18 protein-coding genes are annotated in these 18,927 nt (G+C 70.5%); 10 read left to right on the top strand and 8 right to left on the bottom strand.

Annotation, left to right across the window (positions count from 1 at the left end; genetic code table 11):
- Positions 1–629 precede the first annotated feature (629 nt).
- The gene (locus MXD95_RS25095; RefSeq protein WP_250643195.1) at positions 630–1,982 is read left to right on the top strand and encodes a Fic family protein; all 1,353 of its coding nucleotides are present in this window, start codon (positions 630–632) and stop codon (positions 1,980–1,982) included.
- A gap of 94 nt (positions 1,983–2,076) precedes the next feature.
- Here MXD95_RS25095 and MXD95_RS25090 read toward each other — a convergent pair whose 3' ends face one another.
- Both MXD95_RS25090 and MXD95_RS25085 read right to left on the bottom strand, forming a co-directional pair.
- Positions 2,077–2,424: a DUF1330 domain-containing protein gene (locus MXD95_RS25090; protein ID WP_250643194.1), complete on the bottom strand. Its 348-nt coding sequence runs from the start codon at positions 2,422–2,424 to the stop codon at positions 2,077–2,079.
- Between the two features lie 146 nt (positions 2,425–2,570).
- Positions 2,571–3,245, bottom strand: coding sequence for an O-methyltransferase (locus MXD95_RS25085; RefSeq protein WP_250643193.1), 675 nt, complete (start codon positions 3,243–3,245; stop codon positions 2,571–2,573).
- 134 nt (positions 3,246–3,379) lie between these two features.
- On the opposite strand from MXD95_RS25085, the gene MXD95_RS25080 reads away from it, so the two are divergent.
- Positions 3,380–3,652, top strand: coding sequence for a hypothetical protein (locus MXD95_RS25080; protein ID WP_250643192.1), 273 nt, complete (start codon positions 3,380–3,382; stop codon positions 3,650–3,652).
- Positions 3,653–3,862: 210 nt separating this feature from the next.
- Here the strand turns inward: MXD95_RS25080 and MXD95_RS25075 are convergent, their stop codons facing one another.
- The 5 genes from MXD95_RS25075 to MXD95_RS25055 form a co-directional block, all read right to left on the bottom strand.
- Positions 3,863–5,041, bottom strand: coding sequence for an alpha/beta hydrolase family protein (locus MXD95_RS25075; RefSeq protein ID WP_250643191.1), 1,179 nt, complete (start codon positions 5,039–5,041; stop codon positions 3,863–3,865).
- A gap of 348 nt (positions 5,042–5,389) precedes the next feature.
- Complete coding sequence (locus MXD95_RS25070; RefSeq protein WP_250643204.1) at positions 5,390–5,944, bottom strand: Uma2 family endonuclease; 555 nt, start codon at positions 5,942–5,944, stop codon at positions 5,390–5,392.
- 189 nt (positions 5,945–6,133) lie between these two features.
- A complete protein-coding gene (locus MXD95_RS25065; RefSeq protein ID WP_250643190.1) occupies positions 6,134–7,882 on the bottom strand; it encodes an urease subunit alpha in 1,749 nt (582 codons plus the stop codon).
- Complete coding sequence (locus MXD95_RS25060) at positions 7,879–8,442, bottom strand: urease subunit beta (RefSeq protein ID WP_374122137.1); 564 nt, start codon at positions 8,440–8,442, stop codon at positions 7,879–7,881. Before MXD95_RS25060 ends, MXD95_RS25065 begins: the two co-directional genes overlap by 4 nt.
- Positions 8,439–8,741, bottom strand: coding sequence for an urease subunit gamma (locus tag MXD95_RS25055; RefSeq protein WP_250643189.1), 303 nt, complete (start codon positions 8,739–8,741; stop codon positions 8,439–8,441). The genes MXD95_RS25060 and MXD95_RS25055 overlap by 4 nt, the downstream gene beginning before the upstream one ends.
- Before the next feature lie 305 nt (positions 8,742–9,046).
- On the opposite strand from MXD95_RS25055, the gene MXD95_RS25050 reads away from it, so the two are divergent.
- The 6 genes from MXD95_RS25050 to MXD95_RS25025 all read left to right on the top strand — a co-directional run bounded on the left by MXD95_RS25050 (position 9,047) and on the right by MXD95_RS25025 (position 15,332).
- Positions 9,047–10,075: an ABC transporter substrate-binding protein gene (locus MXD95_RS25050; protein ID WP_250643188.1), complete on the top strand. Its 1,029-nt coding sequence runs from the start codon at positions 9,047–9,049 to the stop codon at positions 10,073–10,075.
- A 122-nt stretch (positions 10,076–10,197) separates the two neighbouring features.
- On the top strand, positions 10,198–10,992 hold the full coding sequence (locus MXD95_RS25045) for an ABC transporter ATP-binding protein (RefSeq protein ID WP_374122136.1): 795 nt from the start codon (positions 10,198–10,200) through the stop codon (positions 10,990–10,992).
- Positions 10,993–11,056: 64 nt separating this feature from the next.
- Complete coding sequence (locus MXD95_RS25040) at positions 11,057–11,959, top strand: ABC transporter permease (RefSeq protein WP_374122135.1); 903 nt, start codon at positions 11,057–11,059, stop codon at positions 11,957–11,959.
- Positions 11,956–12,780, top strand: a complete 825-nt coding sequence (locus MXD95_RS25035; protein WP_250643186.1) for an ABC transporter permease — start codon at positions 11,956–11,958, stop codon at positions 12,778–12,780. Before MXD95_RS25040 ends, MXD95_RS25035 begins: the two co-directional genes overlap by 4 nt.
- Positions 12,781–12,920: 140 nt before the next feature.
- Positions 12,921–14,549, top strand: a complete 1,629-nt coding sequence (locus MXD95_RS25030) for an adenine deaminase C-terminal domain-containing protein (protein WP_250643185.1) — start codon at positions 12,921–12,923, stop codon at positions 14,547–14,549.
- 390 nt (positions 14,550–14,939) lie between these two features.
- Positions 14,940–15,332, top strand: a complete 393-nt coding sequence (locus MXD95_RS25025) for a MarR family winged helix-turn-helix transcriptional regulator (RefSeq protein WP_250643184.1) — start codon at positions 14,940–14,942, stop codon at positions 15,330–15,332.
- Between the two features lie 516 nt (positions 15,333–15,848).
- On the opposite strand, the gene MXD95_RS25020 is transcribed toward MXD95_RS25025, so the two are convergent.
- Positions 15,849–16,985, bottom strand: coding sequence for a Rieske 2Fe-2S domain-containing protein (locus MXD95_RS25020; protein WP_250643183.1), 1,137 nt, complete (start codon positions 16,983–16,985; stop codon positions 15,849–15,851).
- Positions 16,986–17,310: 325 nt separating this feature from the next.
- On the opposite strand from MXD95_RS25020, the gene MXD95_RS25015 reads away from it, so the two are divergent.
- Together MXD95_RS25015 and MXD95_RS25010 are read left to right on the top strand one after the other, a co-directional pair.
- Positions 17,311–18,300: an FAD binding domain-containing protein gene (locus tag MXD95_RS25015; protein ID WP_250643182.1), complete on the top strand. Its 990-nt coding sequence runs from the start codon at positions 17,311–17,313 to the stop codon at positions 18,298–18,300.
- Entirely contained in the window at positions 18,297–18,908 is a 612-nt protein-coding gene (locus MXD95_RS25010; protein ID WP_374122134.1) for a (2Fe-2S)-binding protein, read from the top strand. The genes MXD95_RS25015 and MXD95_RS25010 overlap by 4 nt, the downstream gene beginning before the upstream one ends.
- The last annotated feature ends 19 nt before the right edge of the window (positions 18,909–18,927 follow it).

The raw sequence follows: 18,927 nt of genomic DNA, 5'->3' as shown, positions 1-18,927 counted from the left end.
CGTCCAACTCGCCGAGGGCCGCCCCTGGATGCCCGCAACCAGCTAACCAAAGATCAAGCCGGCACCTGACCAGTTACGTACTAGGCAGGCCGGACCGTGCTGCCCAGTCCATCCGCGACGCGCTGGGAGACGGAGCGCCCGCTTCTCTTAATCCGCGGGTCGCGCTGTCGGCGGGGTGGCACGTCCCGCCCACTCGAAGACCCGACACAGGGCACCGTCTGGAGCTGATTCGAGCGTTGCCGTCGCCCTGTAGACGTGCCGAGACCGATCAGCCATCACCACCTCGAAGGAAGCGGCTTTCGGATCACCCAGGCGTTGCCCGTCCAGGGGACCGTCCGAGGCGATCGACGCCGAAGGTACGGCAACACTCATAGAGACGGCTGTCCCTCGCCCGCATCTCACGCCCAGTGACGACCGTACAAGTATGGCCGTACTGCAGTCGTACTGCAACGGCCCATTCCCCGGCTGGGCGACAGATGTTGCGTCGGGTCCCGCGGGAGTCCTCCTGATGATCCTCGGCGCGACCTGACCTTCGGCGTGCCGATGATCATCACCCCGGTCCGGTGCGTTAAAGTTTAGGTGGTCAAACTTGGACCACCTCCTTGATCATTAAAGGTTGGGGGTGACGCGTGGCTGGCTACGAGGCGCGCCGCTGGGAACCGATGCATGGCGCTCCGGGGAGCCGTGACCGCCGGGGTGGGACCTATCAGTCCTATGTTCCTGATCCACTCGTCGGTCGGCCACTCACGGTGGATGCCGTCCTCGACACGCGCTGTGCCGAGGTGGAGGCCTCGGTTCGCTCGCTGGCGGACATGCCGGGGGCACGCGGGCTGGAGAGTCTTGCCCACTTCCTGCTGAGATCCGAGGCGTTGGCATCGTCCAGGATCGAAGGCCTTCAGGTCTCACCGCAGCAGCTTGCGCTGGTCGAGCTGGCCGAGGTCGAGGGTCTGTCGTTGGGCGGCTTCTCGCGCAACGCCCGGCTGGTCGCCAACAACGTCAGCGCTTTGCGGCAGGCGGGCGGTGCCTTGGCGGCCGCGAAGACGATAAGTCGTGAGGGGATCGTCGAACTGCATCACGCTTTGCTTCCTGAGCATGACCCGCCCGGGCTGCGGACCGTCCAGAACTGGGTGGGAGGCGGAGGCTGGCATCCGCTGGATGCCGAGTTCGTGCCGCCGCCGTACGAATTCGTACCAGGCCTGATAGATGATCTTTCCCGGGATGCATCCGGGGCCGGGCACTCGGCACTGATCCAGGCCGGGCTGGTGCATGCTCAGTTCGAAACTATCCATCCGTTTACTGATGGTAACGGCCGGGTCGGCCGCGCGTTGATTCATAGCGTGTTGACCCGCCGAGGGCTGACACGCTCGGCCGTGCTGCCCGTCAGCCTCGTTCTGCTGACCCGCTCCGACGCCTACGTCGAAGGCCTGACCGCCTACCGATACGACGGCCCGCCCGACGGGCCGGCGGCGCGGACCAGCATCCACGCCTGGTTGGCGGGTTTCTTGGACGCCGTCGATCTAGCCGCTGGCCAAGCCCGGGCCTTCAGCCGCGATGTCGCCGCGCTCGAACAGGTCTGGGCCGATCGGCTCGCCGGGCACCGGCTCGCCGGGCACCGGCACGCCTCCGGCCGGGCCCTGCAGGCCAGGGCAGGATCGTCCATCCGTCGAATACTCGATATGCTCCCCGAACTCCCGGTAATGACCGCACGCACGGTCGAGCGCGTACTGCGTGTTTCCTTCCCCGCCGCGAAGCAGGCCCTGGAAGAGCTGGTGGCGGCTGATGTGCTCACCGCCCGGAAGGTCGAGCGCAATACAACCGGCTATCTTGCGCGAGAGGTCTTCGACCTGCTCTCGCTTACGGAGCGACGCCTCGCCAGTACCCGATGGGACACGCTGGCGGCGCCGCCGAGGCGTCCGACCCCACGGGTGCCAGCCGCGAACCGGTCCGCCGCATCCGGAGCGGCTTCATTCTCCTGGGATTGACATTTTTCTGGGATTGACGGGGACCAGCGGATTCCAGAAGGAACGGGCCGGGCGGTGTGAGGCGTGCGGCCTGCCGTCGCCTCCTCGTGCCGGGTCACCCTCCGGTGGCGGCCTTGGCCATGGCGTCGCCGAGGGCCGCTGAGTCGTGGTCGGGCGTGACGCCCTCGACGAGGAAGGCCGTCGAGTCGACGTTGTTCGTCCGGAGCGGGAGGATCTCCTGGTAGGGAGCGCTGTCGTACCAGTCGCGGGCGGCTTTCAGGGTGGGGAACCCGATGACGACGACGGCGCCGGGAAGTTCCCCTTCCAGGACCTCGTGGGTCGCGCCGTGGACCAGGAACCGACCGGCATAGGGGTCGAGGGTCGCCTGAATGCGCCGCAGGTAGTCGATGACCTCCGGATTCGGGTTCGGGTTACGCAGGTGGGCGATGGCATAGGCGCTCATGAACGGGCCTCCGTGGCTCGGTGGTGTATCGGACAGACAGGATCGTCGCGCCCCGGGGGCGGCCGGTCGATGACCTCGGAGGTAATGCGCTGCGCTGCCGGGCACGTCGGTGATTTTTGTCGCGGTGACCGGTTCGGGCCGTCGGGTCAGAGGCGGATGGCCAGGTCGATGCCGTCGTCGAAGGGGAGAGCGGTGCTGAGATAACCGTTCGCCGGGTCGTGGACGTGGTCGAGGTAGCCGCGGGTCTCCTCGGCGAACAGCGTCACGTCGTCGGCGACGACCAGCGCGCCGGGCGCGAGGCTGGGTTCGAGCAGGCGTAGCAGCGGCAGGTAGAGCTGGTTCCAGCCGTCAAGCAACAGCAGGTCGATTGAGCCGGGCAGGTCCCGCAGCGTCTCGAACGCGTCGCCGATCCGCACGTCGACGAGATCGGCGAGGCCGGCCTCGGCCAGGTTCTCGCGGGCCGCATGGGCCTTCGTCTCCACCAGTTCGGTGGTGACGACCCGGCCGCCGCCGTTGTCCCGAAGCGCCGCGGCCAGGTGAATCGTCGAGATCCCGAAGGAGGTGCCGAACTCGACCACGAGCGCGGCGTCGCGTCCGCGCGTGAGCCCGCGGGTCAGGAGATAGAGCAGCTGTCCGACCTCCGGGGCGACGGGCATGTAGATCTCGGCGGCGGCCTCGGCCGCCACGGCGGCCTGGGAGACATCCACCTCACCGCTGAACTGGTCGCGCAGCGCCAGCAGGGCGGGGCCGTCCTGGTCGGCGGCGGTGAACAGACGGTTCAGCACGGTGCGTGGGGCGTCATCAAGCAGTGTCGCGGGCATGGCGAGGACACCTTTCGGGTGAGTGATGTCGGAGATCGCGTACTGTCGCGATAGGTCGTTAGGGGGTGTGGCCAAGCCTAGATGCCCGTCGATCTGCTTTCAAATGCAGGTGAGTCAGTGGAACAATGCACGGCATGCATAGTGCTGTGCGCACCATGGTCCCGACTCCGCGTGCCCTGGAGATCCAGGCGGAGGTCGGCGACCTGGACCGCCGCGTCCGCAGCGTCTTCGCGCCGGTCAGCATGCCCGACCCGGCCGACCTCGACCGCACGTTCACCATCCTCAGCAGTGACATGCTCATCGCCGCCGTCGGCCCCGACCTGCTGCGTCGGCTCGCCACCGAGGCACCCGCCGTGCGGGGTCCGCTTACTGCCCGAGCCGACCCCGTCCGCCGACCCGCTGCGTGACGGGCACCGCCGACGTCGAGATCGGCGAGATCGACTCGACGGCACCGGAGATCCGGGCCGAGCTTCTCGGCGCGGACGACGCCGTGCTCATCGTCCGCGCCGAGAAGCCAGGCCTGGCATCCCCGCAACGACGCCGACGCCCCCCACCGCTGGCTGCTCGGCCATCTCCGCGATGTCATCACCACCGCCCTGACCAGCCCGTCCACCTGATCAGCGCCGGTGACCGCGCAGCCAGGTGGCGAGGTCGTTCAGTGGCCGAGCGTCGATGGGAAGCAGCTGGTCCTGCCACACGGCCGGGGCGGGGCCGAGGCTGTGCCCCAGGCCGGGGTAGAGCCGCAGGTGGTGGTCCTGGTTACCCAGCCGATCCAGGGTCCGGTCCAGGGTCACCGCCGCGACGGCGGGCACGTTGCCGTCCTTCTCACCCTGGAGGATGAGCACCGGCAGGTGCAGGTGCGGGGCCTGCTCCAGCGTGGTGGGAAGGGCCCGGCCCGGCCCGTACCGGGCAATGGGGCGGCTCGGCCCGAGCAGCTGGTCGACGAAGGCGGGAAGGGCGGGCAGCAGTTCCCGGTCGATGTCGATGGCTCCGTCGTGGTTGGCGTCGAAGGTCGGCTCCACCGAGAAGTCGTCGTCGGCGAGGCCGGGAATCAGAAAACTGGTCCATTCCTTGGCCTGCCGGCCGGCATCCGTCTGCCACGCCCGCCGCAGTCCGTCCGCGTTCAGCCGGCCGTGGACGGCGAACCGGCGCAGGTAGGGCACGGCGACGTCGCGGGCCTGGTAGAGCAGGCCGTCGCGCCAGGGCAGGTTCACTCCACCCTGGATGACGAGTCCGGCGAATTCCGGATGCTCGGCGGCCAGCGCGGCGGCGATGGTGCTGCCCTCGCTCCAGCCGAACAGGAACACGCGGCGGCTGTCGATATGCGCCGCGGTGCGTCGATCGGTCAGCGCGGTGCGCAGGACGGTGCGCGCGTCCTCAGTCATCTGTGGCAGGCTCAGTCCGGCGTACCTGTCGGTGGCCTGATCCGGTCCGGTCACGTAATGCTTGTCGTAGCGCAGCACCGCGAAGCCCCGGGCGGTCAGGGCAGCGGAGATATCGGCGAAGTTGTGCGAGCGGAACACACCGACCTCGTTCAGGACGGTCGCGTCCAGGTCCTGGTTTCCGGCGCCATGGATCAGCATGACCACCGGCGCCGGCCCGCCCGCGGCGGGATAGTCCAGCCGAAGCGGAGTCACGAAATCGCCGAGGTCGGCGGTGATCTGCACCTGCGCCGCCGGACCGCTGTCGGGGCCATGTTGATCACCATGGGAACGTGACGCGGCCGAGGCCGGACCCGCCGCACCGATCAGGGCAGCGGCGATGAGGGCGACGCCGACCTTGCGCGGTAAGGACATGACACTCCTCAACTCGATGATCAGTCGAGACCCACGCTAGGCACGGCACCGTGCTCAGGGGATCCGGCTAGCCACCGTGTTGTTCCGGTGGGTAACCTGACCCCCCTCGGCCTGGGAGGCGCGAAGGTCCTCGCCGCGAGGCCGACCGCGGTGATCTCGCGCTTCGTACGATCATCGTCGCGATCTTTTTGGGGAGTGATCCTGTGCGTCGGCGGCGGGCTTCGGCCGGGACGCCGCTCGGCGGCGGATCGCGGCCCGTGGCCCGTGGCATGACGGCCACATCGACGTAATGCGCGCTGCGATCGCCGATGGGATCGAGCCCTGGCCCCGCCCCTGGCGTGTGCCGGGCTAGGGCTGGGTGAGGTCGATCTTCACGGGGAATGGGGCGGCGGCTTCGACCACACCCGCGTGAACATCGCCAGCTCGGTAGGTTCGCGCGGCCAGGTCGAGCACGTAGGTGTGCACGAGCGGGACACCGGACGCGGACTGCTCGATCCGCCAGTAGAACTGGATGCCGGCTCGGGCGTACTGCTCCGGTTTGAAGACCCGGTCGGTGGTTTCGGAACCCGGTGACACCACCTCACCGACCAGCAGGATGCTCTCCGGGCGCATCGGCGGGAACCCGACCGCGCCTGCCCGGTACACGACGATGTCGGGTCGACGGACAGTGAGCGGCACGTCGTGGAGCCGAACGTCAAAGTCAAGATCGGCGAACCACTCCGGCGCCCCTGCCGTCTCCATCGCGACGGCTACCTTCTTGGCGAGCCGGTTGTGCTGGAGGGAGGCGCTCGGGACCATGACCACCATCCCGTCCACGATCTCGATATCCCTGGACTGCTCCTCGGACAGCGTGTCGTACAGCTCCGCCGTGATCTGCTGGTGCATCCAGGCGGGAGGGACGATCTCCGCGGTCACGACGCACCTCCCCGCCTCGGCCCAGAGCTGATACCCCGCCGCCAGCGTAGCGTTCCAGGTGGATCTGCGGCGTCAGCCAGACACGGTTGATCGGTTGGTGCCGGTTCGCGCCGGGGAGGCCATGCTCCGCGGTCGTGATGATCAATGCTTCCGCGCGGGCTGTCCGGGTGTCCTCGGTCAGAACAGGAAGTAGCGCTGGGCCATGGGGAGCTCGGTGGCGGGGTCGGCGTCCACCGGGTCGCCGTCGATGAAGACGGTGAAGGTGTCGGGGTCGACGCGAATGTCGGGGGTGGCGGTGTTCTGCGGCAGGTCGGCCTTGCCGCGGCGGCGGACGTCGGCGACCGGGACCACCGGGGTGGCCAGGCCCAGGCGCTCGGGCAGGCCGTCCTCGATCGCCGCCGGTGCGACGAACGTCAGCGAGGTGGAGGCAGCCGGGCCGCGGGCCGCACCCCACATCGGGCGGGGCAGGACCGGCTGCGGGGTGGGGATGGACGCGTTGGCGTCGCCCATCGCGGCCCAGGCGATCAGGCCACCCTTGAGCACGACCGAGGGGCGCACGCCGAAGAACGCCGGGTCGTAGAGGACCAGATCGGCGAGCTTGCCGGGTTCGACCGAGCCGACGTGCGTGTCCAGGCCATGGGCCACCGCCGGGCAGATCGTGTACTTCGCGACGTAGCGGCGGGCGCGCAGGTTGTCCGCGCCGCTTCCGGGGACGCTGGCGGCACCGTCGCCGGGCAGCGTGCCACGGCGGCGCTTCATGACATGCGCGGTCTGCCAGGTGCGCAGGACGACCTCGCCGATGCGGCCCATGGCCTGCGAGTCGGAGCCGATCATCGAGATGGCGCCCAGGTCGTGCAGGATGTCCTCGGCGGCGATCGTCGACGGGCGGATCCGGCTCTCGGCGAAGGCGAGATCCTCCGGGACGCTGGGATTCAGATGGTGGCAGACCATCAGCATGTCGAGATGCTCGTCGAGGGTGTTGACGGTGTGCGGGCGGGTCGGGTTCGTGGAACTCGGCAGCACATTGCCCGCGGCGGCCACCGTGATGATGTCGGGGGCGTGGCCGCCGCCGGCGCCCTCGGTGTGGTAGGCGTGGATTGCCCGGCCGGCGATGGCGGCCAGCGTGTCCTCGACGAACCCGGCCTCATTGAGGGTGTCGGAGTGCAACGCGACCTGCACGCCGGAGGCGTCGGCGACGCGCAGGCAGGCGTCGATCGCTGCGGGGGTGGTGCCCCAGTCCTCGTGCAGCTTGAAGCCGGCGGCGCCGGCCCGCAGCTGCTCCCAGAGCGAGTCCTCGCTGACCGTGTTGCCCTTGCCCAGCAGGACGATGTTGACCGGGAAGTCGTCCATCGCGCTGAGCATGCGGGCCAGGTTCCACGAGCCGGGGGTGACGGTGGTGGCCTTCGTGCCCTCGGCGGGGCCCGTGCCGCCGCCGATGAGCGTGGTGATGCCGGCGCCGAGCGCCTCGGGGACCTGCTGCGGGCAGATGAGATGGACGTGACAGTCCACCGCGCCGGCCGTGAGGATCTTCCCGTTGCCGGCGATGATCTCGGTGCCGGGGCCGATGACCAGATCCGGGTGGACGCCGTCCATCGTGTCGGGGTTGCCGGCCTTGCCGAGCGCGACGATCCGCCCGTCGCGGATCCCGACGTCCGCCTTGATCACGCCCCAGTGGTCGAGGACGACGGCGCCGGTGATGACCAGGTCGGGGGCGCCCTGCGCGCGGGTGGCCAGCGCCTGCCCCATCGACTCGCGGATCACCTTGCCACCGCCGAAGACCGCCTCGTCGCCGGTGCCGGCGCCCTCGGGCCCGCGGCTGCGATCCTCGGTGACCTCGATGAACAGGTCGGTGTCGGCGAGCCGGATCCGGTCGCCGACCGTCGGCCCGTACAGCGAGGCGTAGCGGGAGCGGTCCAGCCGGCTCACGAGCCCTCCCCAAGGTGTCCCGGCAGCTGGCTCAGATCGGTCGCGGCGCCACCACCGGGGGGTCCACCGCCGGTCGGGCCCGCCTCACCGGCGGTCGGGACGCTGGTCCGGGCGTCGATCGCTCCGGCGTACTCGGCCCGCAGGCCGGGCACGATCCTGGCACCGGCCAGCGGGACGAGATCGACCTCGCGTTCCACTCCGGGCTCGAAGCGCACCGCCGTCCCGGCCGGGACCGCGAGGCGGTGACCCCAGGCCGTGTCCCGGTCGAAGGCGAGCGCCGGGTTCGCCGCGGCGAAGTGGTAGTGGGACCCGACCTGCACCGGCCGGTCGCCGATGTTGCGCACGATCAGCGTGAGCACCGGACGCCCCGGGTTCGTCTCGATGCCGCCCTCGCCCGGCAGGATCTCGCCGGGGATCAGTCCGCCGACAGCCGCCGTCCCGCCGACAGCCGCCGTCCCGCCGACCGCCGCCGCCCCACTGCCGGGGGCCGCTCCACCGGCCGCCGCCGCACCACCGCTCGTCGCCGATCCGCCAGGCGAGGCAGCCCCGCCGGCGCTCATGGGATCGGCCGGTGGACGGTGACGAGTTTGGTGCCATCCGGGAAGGTGGCCTCGACCTGGACCTCGGCCAGCATCTCCGGCACCCCCTCCATCACGTCCTCGCGGGTCAGCACGGTGCGCCCGGCGTGCATCAGGTCGGCGACGCTGCGGCCGTCCCGAGCACCCTCGAGCAGGAACGAGGTGAGCAGCGCGGTCGCCTCGGGATGATTGAGGCGAAGCCCACGCGCACGTCGTTCCCGGGCGAGTCCAGCCGCGACATGGATGAGCAGCCGTTCCTGTTCATGGGGGCTCAAGCGCACGAACGCGAAGCCTAGCAGCACCTCCGGTCCGCCCAGCCAGGTTTCGTCCGTGTTTCCGTTTGAAGGATTCCCGGGGGTCATGGGGACGGCGGCCCGACCGGTGGCAAGAATGGAGTTACTGGCTATTCACACGAGCGCGACTCGATTGATACCCGTCCTTTCTAGCGTCCGGAGGGCCGCCTGCGAGGTCGGTGAGCTGGGACGGTGGCGGTGGGGACGCCGACAACGCCGGCTGGGACGCGATCGATGGGGGTTTGGTGAGAACAGGACTGGATCGACGGGGTTTCCTCCGCCGGGGAGTGGGAGTGACCGCCGGCGCCACGCTGCTCGGCGTGGGCGGCGGTGGGCTGCTCGCCGCCTGCGGCAGTGACAGCGACGGAGGGAACTCCAGCGCGAGCTCCGGCTCGCTCGGGCTGCTCACGGTTCGGCTGTCCTGGATCAAGAACGTCGAGTTCGCCGGTGAGTACATCGCTGACCAGCGCGGCTACTACAAGGCGGCCGGCTTCTCCGGCGTCAACCTGATCTCTGGCGGCGCCTCGGCGACGCCACAGGACACCGACGTCGCCACCGGCAAGGCCTTCATCGGCATCTCCTCGCCGGACATCACCGCCAACGCGATCACCCAGGGCGCGCCTCTGAAGATCATCGGGGCGCAGTACCAGAAGAACCCCTTCGCCATCATGTCGCTGTCGAAGTCGCCCATCAGAACCCCCCAGGACATGGTGGGCAAGAAGATCGGTGTTCAGGCGACCAACGAGTCCGTCTGGTCCGCGTTCCTCAAGGCCAACAAGCTCGAATCCGCCAAGATCACAAAAGTGCCGGTGGAGTTCGACCCGCTACCCCTGACCACCGGCACCGTGGACGGCTGGTTCTCGTTCGTGACGAATGAACCGAACGCGCTGCGGGTAAAGGGTTTCGACGTCACGACGTTCATGCTCGCCGACCATAACTACCCGCTCGTGTCGGAGACGTTCATGGTCACCGACGAATCCATTGCCAAGAACCGGGACAAGGTGAAGGCTGCGCTCACCGCGGAGATCCACGGCTGGAAGGACGCCACCGCCGACCCGACGCTCGGCGCGAAGCTCGCCACCACCATCTACGGCAAGGACCTCGGGCTCGAGGAGAAGGAGCAGCAGCTCGAGAGCGCCGACCAGAACAAGCTCATCCTCACCGACGTCACGAAGCAGAACGGCCTGTTCACCGTCACCGATCAGCTGATCGAGGAGAACATCGCCACCCTGAAACTCGGTGGCGTGGACATCACCGCCGAAGAGCTGTTCGACCTGTCCATCCTTCGGGAGCTGTACAAGGAGAAGCCGGAACTCGTATGAGCACAGCCGCCGCACCTCTGCCGGAGCCGGCCGACAGGCCGCCGGTTGCGTCCACGTCTGCCTCCGGCCCCGCCGGGGAGCCCGGCTCTGGCCCCGGTCTCGGCTCTGGCTCTGGCTCTGGCGTGCGTGTGGTGGGGCTGCGCAAGGAGTTCCGGCTCGGGCGTCGATCCGTACTCGCCCTGGATGACGTCAACCTGTCCACCGATCAGGGCTCGTTTCTCACCCTGATCGGCCCGTCGGGATGTGGCAAGTCCACGGTGCTGCGCATCCTCGCGGATCTGGAGACGCCCAGCGGCGGCGAGGTGCTGGTGCACGGCGAGCACCCCGCCGCCGCCCGTCGCGGGCATCACCTCGGCCTTGCCTTCCAGGACGCGGCGCTGTTGCCGTGGCGTTCCGTCGAGGCCAACATCCGCCTGCCGCTGGAGGTCGGCGGAGTGCGGGCGGACCGCTCGGTGATCGCGGACCTGATCGCCCTGGTCGGGCTCACCGGATTTGAGAAGGCCCGCCCGGCACAGTTGTCCGGTGGTATGCGCCAGCGGGTCGCGATCGCCCGCGCCCTGGTGGTCGAACCCCGCGTTCTGCTGCTCGACGAGCCGTTCGGCGCGCTCGACGACATGACCCGTCAGCGGTTGAACTTCGAGTTGCTGCGGATCTGGAGCGAGCGTTCGACGACGACGGTGCTCGTCACGCATTCCATTCCCGAGGCGGTCATCCTCTCCGACACTGTCGCGGTGATGAGCGCCCGGCCCGGGCGGATCGCCGCGCTCGTCGACATCGACCTGCCCCGCCCGCGCACGCCGGAGATGCTGCGCTCGGCGCGGTTTCACGAGTTGCATGACGAGCTGTCCAGCTTGCTTTTCGCCGGCGGTGATCAGCCGGTCTCGATGGCGAAGGACCCGGTTGGCAGTGCCACATGACGGGGAGTGCCACCTGGCGGGCCGCAGTGGATGACGGGCGGCGGCGGATGACGGGCGGTGGCTCGTGACGACGGTGCGGGACGCCGCGTTCGGCGCCGGGACCGGCGGGTCGCCCGGCGCCTCGGCGGATGTCGACTCGCCGGAGGGCGCCGGGCCGGACGACGTGCCGTCCGGCGGCCGGGGTCGGGGATTGCCCGTCGTCGTCGACCTGCGGGCCTGGTCGGCCGCCGCCGTCGGCGTGGTCGGTCTGTTCGCCCTGTGGTGGCTGCTCGCGGTGACCCTCCTCGACAACGGCGGGGTGGTGCCCACCCCCTGGGAAGTCGTGCGGGCGCTATGGGATGATCACCAGTTGATGTGGACGTCGGCGCGGTCCACCGTCGGCATCGCGCTCAAGGGCTGGCTCATCGGCAACGGGCTGGCGATCGGGCTCGCGGTGCTGTTCTTCGGCGTGCCGATCGTCGAGCGAGTGCTGCTGCAGATCGGGGTGGCCTCCTACTGCCTGCCGGTCATCGCCATCGGCCCGATCCTGACCACCGTGTTCGACGGGCGCACCCCGCAGATCGCGCTGGCCGGGATCTCGGTGTTTTTCACGACCCTGGTCGGCACCCTGCTCGGCCTGCGCGCCGCCGACCCGGCGAGCCTCGACGTGGTGCGGGCCAGCGGGGGCGGCGCCTTCGCGCAGATGCGCTATGTGCGGCTGCGCGCGGCGTTGCCGAGCACATTCACCGCGTTGCAGATCGCGGCGCCGGCCGCGGTGCTCGGCGCGATCATCGGCGAGTTCCTTGGCGCCGACCGCGGCCTCGGGGTGGCCATGGTGCATTCCCAGCAGGCCCTCGAGGTGCCGCGGACCTGGGCGTTCGCGGTGGTCGCCGCCACGGTCGCCGGACTCGGCTATGCCCTGATCTCCCTGGTGGCGCGGCTGCTCACCCCGTGGGCGCCGCGCGGTGACCCGGGAGGCGGTCGATGAACAGGCTGGTCACCGTCGTCCTGGCCAGGGTGGGCCGGATGATGCTGACGGTCCTGGCCTCGGCCGCGGTGATCGTCGGGCTCTGGTACGCGTTCATCGCCGTGTTCGACCTCAACTCGCTGGTCGCCAAGGACCCACAGGCGGTATGGGATTATCTGTTCACCGCGCGGCGGGCACCGGCGAGCCGCAAGGCGATCATGGACGGACTGTGGCACACGCTCGGCGACGCTGGCCTCGGCTATCTGTTCGGCACGGTGGCGGCCATCGTCGTGGCCGTGACGTTCGTGCTGTTCCGCCCGGTGGAACGCGCACTCATGCCGGTGGCGATGATGCTGCGTTCGGTGCCGCTGGTGGCGATGATCCCCCTGCTCACCCTGGTGTTCGGCCGGGGCCTGGTGGCCGTTGGCGTGATCGCGGGGATCATCGTGTTCTTCCCGTCGCTGGTCAACCTGGTCTTCGGCCTGCGCTCGGGACCGCCGGCCGCCGCCGATCTGGTCCACGCCTACGGCGGCGGGCCGGTGATGGTGCTACGCAAGGTCTCACTGCCCAGCGCCCTGCCCGCGTTGTTCGTCTCGGCCCGCATCGCCGTGCCGGGGGCGATCATCGGTGCGCTGCTCGCGGAGTGGCTGGCCACCGGCCAGGGGCTCGGGTACTACATGCAGCGGGCCCAGCAGACCTTCAACTACGGCGGCGTATGGGCGTCCGTCGTGGTCATCACCGTGGCCAGCATCGTCCTGTATGCCGTCGTCGGCTTCCTCGAGGCTGTGGTGCTCGCCCGGTATGGGCCGAGCCCAGGCCGCGGCGGGCGCGCCAGGCGCTGAGGCGAACCGCGCCACGATGCGCCGCCCCCTGTTCACCGGTCGCACGGTTGGTCACCGGTCGCACTGTTGGCCAGCCCCACCGTCCGTACTCCCAGAACCGCAGGCCCCTGTAGTCGCAACCCCCGTAGTAGGGACGGTATGTGAACGTCGTACACACCAGCCGCGGACCCCGGCTGATGTCGACACCCCGGCACGCCCCGGCGGGCACCCAGACGCCGGCCGTCGTGCCCGGCGCCGGCCGCCAGGATCCGCCCGCCCGGCCGGAGGACTCCCCGGGGCGCGCGCCGGTGCCGGTAGCCGGCGCCGATCGGCTGGCACCCTCGGCGGCGCAGGTGGCGCGGCTGCGCCGGGTGGCCGCCGGCGACGAGGACGCTGACCTCGTCGTGCGGGGCGGTCTGGTTGTGGTGGTGCACGACCAGACCATGCTGGAACGGGACATCCTCGTCGTCGGGCGGTACATCGCCGCCGTGACGAAGCCGGGGGCGCTCGGCGGCCGGCGGTCACTGGACGCCGAGGGCCGCCACGTCCTTCCCGCCTACGTCGAGGTGGGTCTGCGGATCGAGGACACCCTGCTCGGTCCGGGCGAGCTCGCCCGCCTGCTCGTACCGCAGGGCACCGGCACCCTGCTCGCCGACCCGACGGCGTTCGTCGCGTTCGGCGGGCCGACCGGCGTGGAGTTCGCGACCGGTTCCATGACGCCGTTGCGGGTCCTGACCCGGGCGGACGGTGCGTCCGAGCGGGCGGACGGCGAGATCCGGACGGTCACCGAGCTCGCCGCCCGCGGCCATCTGGACCACGAGGCCCACCGCGGCGTCGAGCGGGCGGCGAGCTCCCTGGAGGAGGTCGGGCGGCGGACCCTGGGGCCCGCCCGCCGGTACGGCCTGGACCACGTGCTCGGTTCACTCACACCGACCCGGCTTGCCGACCTGCAGGTCGTCTCCGATCTGGCCGCCGCCGTCCCGCCGGACGTCGTGATGGTCGGCGGTCGCATCGCGGCCGAGTCCGGTCGGCCGCTGTTCGACAACCTTGACCCGGTGCCGGACTGGGCGATCGGTCGGATCAGGCTGCCGGAGAACCTGCACGCCGGTTCCTTCCCCTGCCCCGTCCCGGACTCGGCCGGGCCTGGCCAGGACGGCAGCGTCGCGGCGGTCAGCATCGCGAGGGTCGGTGATGGCGCGGTCGGCAATGGCGCGTTGGGTGGTGGACCGGCGGGTGTCGCCCCGGTCGGCATCCAGGCGTTCGGGGCAGGGATGCTCGGGGCAGGGGCGCTTGGGGCGACGGCGGAGCCGAGCCCGGCGGCCCGCCACGGACTTCGGATCGCCCGGTTGGTGCCGACGGCGCGCGGTGGACTGCCGGTCGCGGATCCGTCTCGTGACCTGCAGAAGGTCGCGGTCTTCGGGCGACCGCAGGACGCGGTACCGGTCGAGGTCGGTCTGGTGCGCGGCTGCGGGCTCGTCCGCGGGGCTCTCGGGTTCACCACGGCACAGGCACCCGGCCAGCTGATCGTGATCGGCGCGAGCGACGATGACATGCTCACCGCGGCCCGGGCCGTCGAGGGGATGGGCGGCGGGTTCGTTGTCGTCGATCAGGGCTGGGTGCGCGCGGCCTGTCCCCTGCCACTGCTCGGCCTGATGAGCGACGCGCCCTGGGAGGCGGTGCTCGGTGAACTGGCCGCCGTCGATGCCGCCGCGGCGGACCTCGGGTGCCGACTGCCGCTGCCGCTACGAACCCTGGCCGGCTTCGGCTGCCTGCTGCACACCCGACCCTGACTGTCCGGCCCCCGTGGCCCCACCACCGGCACATCCTGCCCTGTCATGCCGTCCGTGCCTCCTGGCCTGCGCCTACCGACCCCTCACCGTAGGCGTGGCCAGAGCCCGTACGCGCGGCGAATCGACTGGGCCGGCTGTCACATATCCGCCGTCGGAGAGGCGGCGTCCTTGCGGGAAAAGGGGTGTCTGCGGCGGCAGGGAAGGATGGCCTAAGCTTGCCGTTCGAGGCGTGAGCGAGGGAACAGACCCATCGAGCGGCACAGCGACGGCAAGCGGCCCAGCGACGACGGCGGACCTGATGACGGCGGACCTGATGACGGCGGACCTGACGACTGCGGACCTGACGACGGCGAGGCGTTTCTTGCCGCGTGGCGGGAGCTGCTGCGCGCGGTGCAGCGGGCCCGGGGCCGGGCCACGCAGCGGCAGGACAGCAGTGGCATCTCGATCGCGCAGTACATCATCATGGGTCCGTTGCGGGGCGGCGCGCTGACGATGTCCGATCTTGCGATCGGTGCCGGGGTGAGCGGGCCGACGGTGACCCGCGCGGTGACGAACCTGGTGCGGGCCGGGCTGGTCGAGCGGGTTCCCTCCCAGCAGGACCGGCGGCACGTCGCGGTCCACCTCACCGCCGCCGGAGAGCGCGCGCTGGCCGCCAAGGACCGCGCGGTGCGCGACTCCGACGGACGGCTCATCGCGAGCCTCACCCGCGAGCAGCAGCGGGAAGGCGCGGTGCTGCTGGAACAGATCGCCGAGCTGCTGGACGAGATCTCGAGCTCCTGGTAAAGCTTCGATCATGAGCGCTTCCCGGGTTCCCACCGGCTTCCCGCGTTCCCGGCTTCCTCCCGGCTTCCTCCCGGCTTCCGAGCTCCTCCCGGCTTCCGGGCTTCCGGGGTTTCCGCCGGCTTTCGGGCTTCCGCCGGCTTCCGGGGTTCCGGGGTTTTCGCCGGCTTCCCAGGCTCCGGACTTCCCAGGCTCCGGGATGCCCGCCAACCTGATCGCAGCTCCCCACGTCGAAATATTGGACTCCACTGGCTCATTCAGGGCCGGCGTGCCTGCGCCACACGGCCGGGGTCACGTTGCGCGACAAAATTCCCAGACCCAGATCGACCCAAGATCCAAACAGGTCGTTGTGGGCGTCTTCGTGTCCGATTTGCCCCCCCTGGCGACCTGGTTGGCCGGATCTTGCTCTCGTGCCCGGTGCGGACGGTAACAAATTGTGGGGTCTGGGCGTTCTCGGGGCGGGCCCTGCGCTGGCCCGGTCTCCGCTGGCCAGGCCCGGATCTACCCGAGGCCCTCGGCCTATGCCGGGTCGGTGAGGTCCGCGAGGTCGGCGAGCGCTCGTCGTAGGGCTACTCCGGCGGCATCGGCGCGGATATGCACTTCGTCGCTGGATTCGCCGCTGATGCCGGGCACGGGTAGACCGTCGAGGTCGAAACGTTCCTGCAGCGCGAGATCCTCGTCGAGGATCGCCTGCTCGAACGCGGCCGCCGCGGCCATCCGAGTCGGATCACCGCCGAGATCGTCGCGAAGCAGCAGGGTGTAGACGCGGGTCGCGCGGATGTCCTCCGGCTGCAGACAGAACAGGATCGTGCTCGTCGTCCCGGCATCGGGATACTCCAGATGCAGCCGCAGCATGAACGGCGGTTGGTAGGCATAGGTCGACCAGCGTCGCTGCACGAGTGGATGGTGGCCAGTGGCGACCAGGGTATCCTCCGGATTGGCCACCTCCTGCTCCATCCGGACCAGGAAACCCCGGCCGTCCGGGCGAACCTGATAGGGACGGACGAGGGTGTCCTCGTCGGCGCCGATCGTCCCGGCGTGCACGAACGGAAAGTGCGCTGTGTCCAGGAAGTTGTCGGCGAGTAGCCCGGCACAGGTGGTCGTGCGGGTTGGCGTCAGCCAGACCGCGTCAAACCTCGGCGCACCCCCGCTCGGCTGGACCAGGCCGGATCTGACCGCCAGCAACGCGTCGCTCCCAGCCGGGCCGCTTTCCGGCTGGTCGGCGTCTGGCCGGTTGGCGTCTGGCTGGTCGGTGTCTGGCAGGCCGATCAGGTCCGCTACGGGACGCGCGGGAGCGATCCAGATCAGGCCGTGGCGTTCGGCCACCCCCCATGCGGGGTCCGCTCTGGCCCGTCTGGGCGGCGGCACCCCTGGCCCGAGCGCGGGGACCGCCGTGCAGGCTCCGGCGCTGTCGAATCGCCAGCCGTGATAGGCGCAGACCAGCTCCCCGGCCTCGACCCGCCCGGCGGACAGGGGTGCGAACCGGTGGGGACACCGGTCGGCGAAGGCGGTGAGAGTAGCGCCCAGTCGGGCGACGACCCACGGCTCACCCAGCAGCCGGACCCGCAACGGGGCGTCGCCAAGCTCGGCGGCGAGCGCCACCGGGTGCCAGCCGTGTCGCAGTGCGGGGTCGGTGTTGCGGAGCAAACGCGCCATGTCCATCTCGCCATCTGGAGCTCGCCATCTGGGGCTCGCCGCCTGGACCCCGCCTCTGGGCCGTCTGGCCACACGTCTCGCCCGCGCCCGCCATTCTCGTGTGCGGTCACACTGACGTGTCGGTCCGTGCCGTGTGGTCGGTTGGAGGCGCTGCCCGACGAAAGCGGTTCGAGGTTTCGGGTGTCCCGCAGTCGTGTAACAGTCGGTGACGTTGCCGGAGTAGTCGAAGCGGGCGGCGAGGATGCCCGTGGAGCGGCGAAAGGCCGAACATCATTGTAACTTTGCGCCTCTAGGGTCGGATGTCATGCACTGGTCGGCGTCGGGCATGCTGCGACCGAGTACGGTCGGCGAGGCGGTGGAGATGCTTTCGGCCGCCCGCGCCGCGGGTCTCGAGGCCGCCCTGTTGGGCGGGGGAACGGACCTCGTGCCCGCGCTACGGGCCGGCCAGCGTCAGGTGCAGACGATCATCGGGCTACGCAGAGTGCTCGAACTGCGGGTGCGGGGTGCCGGCGCCGACCGCCTCACCATCGGGGCCGGGGTGACCTACACGGATCTCGTGGGCTGGTCCCTGTCGCCTGGGCTCGCCCGAGCCGCCCGGGTCGTCGGCTCGGCGCAGATCCGCAACACCGGCACGGTTGGCGGCGCCCTCGGCTCGGCCCGCCCGGCCAGCGACCTGCTGACCTTTCTCACCGCGGCAGACGCCGAGGTGCTCACCGTCTCCCCGCGCGGGCCGCGTCGCCAGCCGCTGGCCCGTTTCCTCGCCGCCCGGCCCGAGCCGGACGCCCTTGTCACCGCCGTGCGTCTGGCCCGGCCGGGCGGCCCCGCGACCTATCTGAAGATCGGAGGCCGGCAGGCCGCCTACCCGGCCGAGGTGTCGTGCGCCGTCGTCGTGGACCGGGTGCGTCACACCCTGGCCTGCGCGGTCGGAGGGATCGGCCGGCAACCGGTCCGGATGGTCGAGGCCGAGGCGTACGCACAGGCGGCGGTCGACTGGGCCACCGGGACGGTGTCATCAGCCGCGGCGGCGCGTTTCGCCGATCTGGTGACCGAGGCGACGCAGGCCCTCACCCCGACCCTGCCGGTGGGTCCGCACGGTTCCGCGCGGTACCGCATCCACGCGGCTGGGGTGCTTGCCGGGCGTGCGTTTGCCCGTTGCCTGAACCCGGCTATCGCTCGCCCCGCCCTTGCGGCCACTCTCCTTCCCGCTGCCCCCCACTCTGACTTCCTGCGCCCTGACACTTTCGGCCCCGACACCCCCCACGCGGACCCCGCCACCCCCCACGTGGACGGCACCGGTCCGCAAGGCGCACGGTGAGCGGGTCCGAGGCCGGGTCCAATGCCGGCCCTGAACCGCCTCGCCCGCTCGGGGCAGAGGCAGAGGCGGAGGCAGAGGCAGCGGCGGAGGCGGGCGGCCTCGCGCTCTACCGGCTGAACGTCGACGGGTTTCTGCGCACCGTCAGCGGTGCCTGGCTCGGTGACTCGCTGCTGACCGTGCTGCGTGACCGCCTCGGGGTCACCGCCGTGAAGGACGCCTGCGAGCAGGGACGGTGCGGGGCCTGCTCGGTGCTGATCGACGGGCGTCTCGCGGCCTCCTGCACTGTGCTCGCCGCCGATGCCGACGGCACCCGGGTGGTGACCGTCGCCGGTCTCGGTGCGTCGGGGCTTGCCCGGGCGATACAAGCGAGGTTCCTCTCCGAAGGAGCGGTGCAGTGCGGGTTCTGCACCCCCGGCTTCGTGGTGGCGGTAACGGAGCTGCTGACCCGTCGACCGGACGCCGACGACCAGGAGATCCGCGAGGCCCTCGCCGGCAACCTGTGCCGCTGCACCGGCTACGGCCGCATAGTCGCCGCCATCCGCGCCGTGCAGCAGGAACGGGGCATCCTCCCGATCGGGGGTGAGGACGATGTCGAATGGCACCCATGACCACCCAGCCGGGCCGGCG

The organism is Frankia sp. AiPa1, assembly GCF_023243075.1.
Lineage (GTDB): Bacteria > Actinomycetota > Actinomycetes > Frankiales > Frankiaceae > Frankia.
The sequence above is the reverse complement of the archived record's forward strand: the minus strand, read 5'-3'. Positions and strand labels throughout refer to the sequence as shown.

Excerpts from the sequence above, each read along its gene's own strand:
- MXD95_RS25090 (WP_250643194.1), bottom strand. The coding sequence starts at position 2,424 with ATGAGCGCCTATGCCATCGCCCACCTGCGTAACCCGAACCCGAATCCG.
- MXD95_RS25085 (WP_250643193.1), bottom strand. The coding sequence starts at position 3,245 with ATGCCCGCGACACTGCTTGATGACGCCCCACGCACCGTGCTGAACCGT.
- MXD95_RS25080 (WP_250643192.1), top strand. The coding sequence starts at position 3,380 with ATGCATAGTGCTGTGCGCACCATGGTCCCGACTCCGCGTGCCCTGGAG.
- MXD95_RS25075 (WP_250643191.1), bottom strand. The coding sequence starts at position 5,041 with ATGTCCTTACCGCGCAAGGTCGGCGTCGCCCTCATCGCCGCTGCCCTG.
- MXD95_RS25060 (WP_374122137.1), bottom strand. The coding sequence starts at position 8,442 with ATGAGCGCCGGCGGGGCTGCCTCGCCTGGCGGATCGGCGACGAGCGGT.
- MXD95_RS25035 (WP_250643186.1), top strand. The coding sequence starts at position 11,956 with ATGAACAGGCTGGTCACCGTCGTCCTGGCCAGGGTGGGCCGGATGATG.
- MXD95_RS25020 (WP_250643183.1), bottom strand. The coding sequence starts at position 16,985 with ATGGCGCGTTTGCTCCGCAACACCGACCCCGCACTGCGACACGGCTGG.
- MXD95_RS25015 (WP_250643182.1), top strand. The coding sequence starts at position 17,311 with ATGCTGCGACCGAGTACGGTCGGCGAGGCGGTGGAGATGCTTTCGGCC.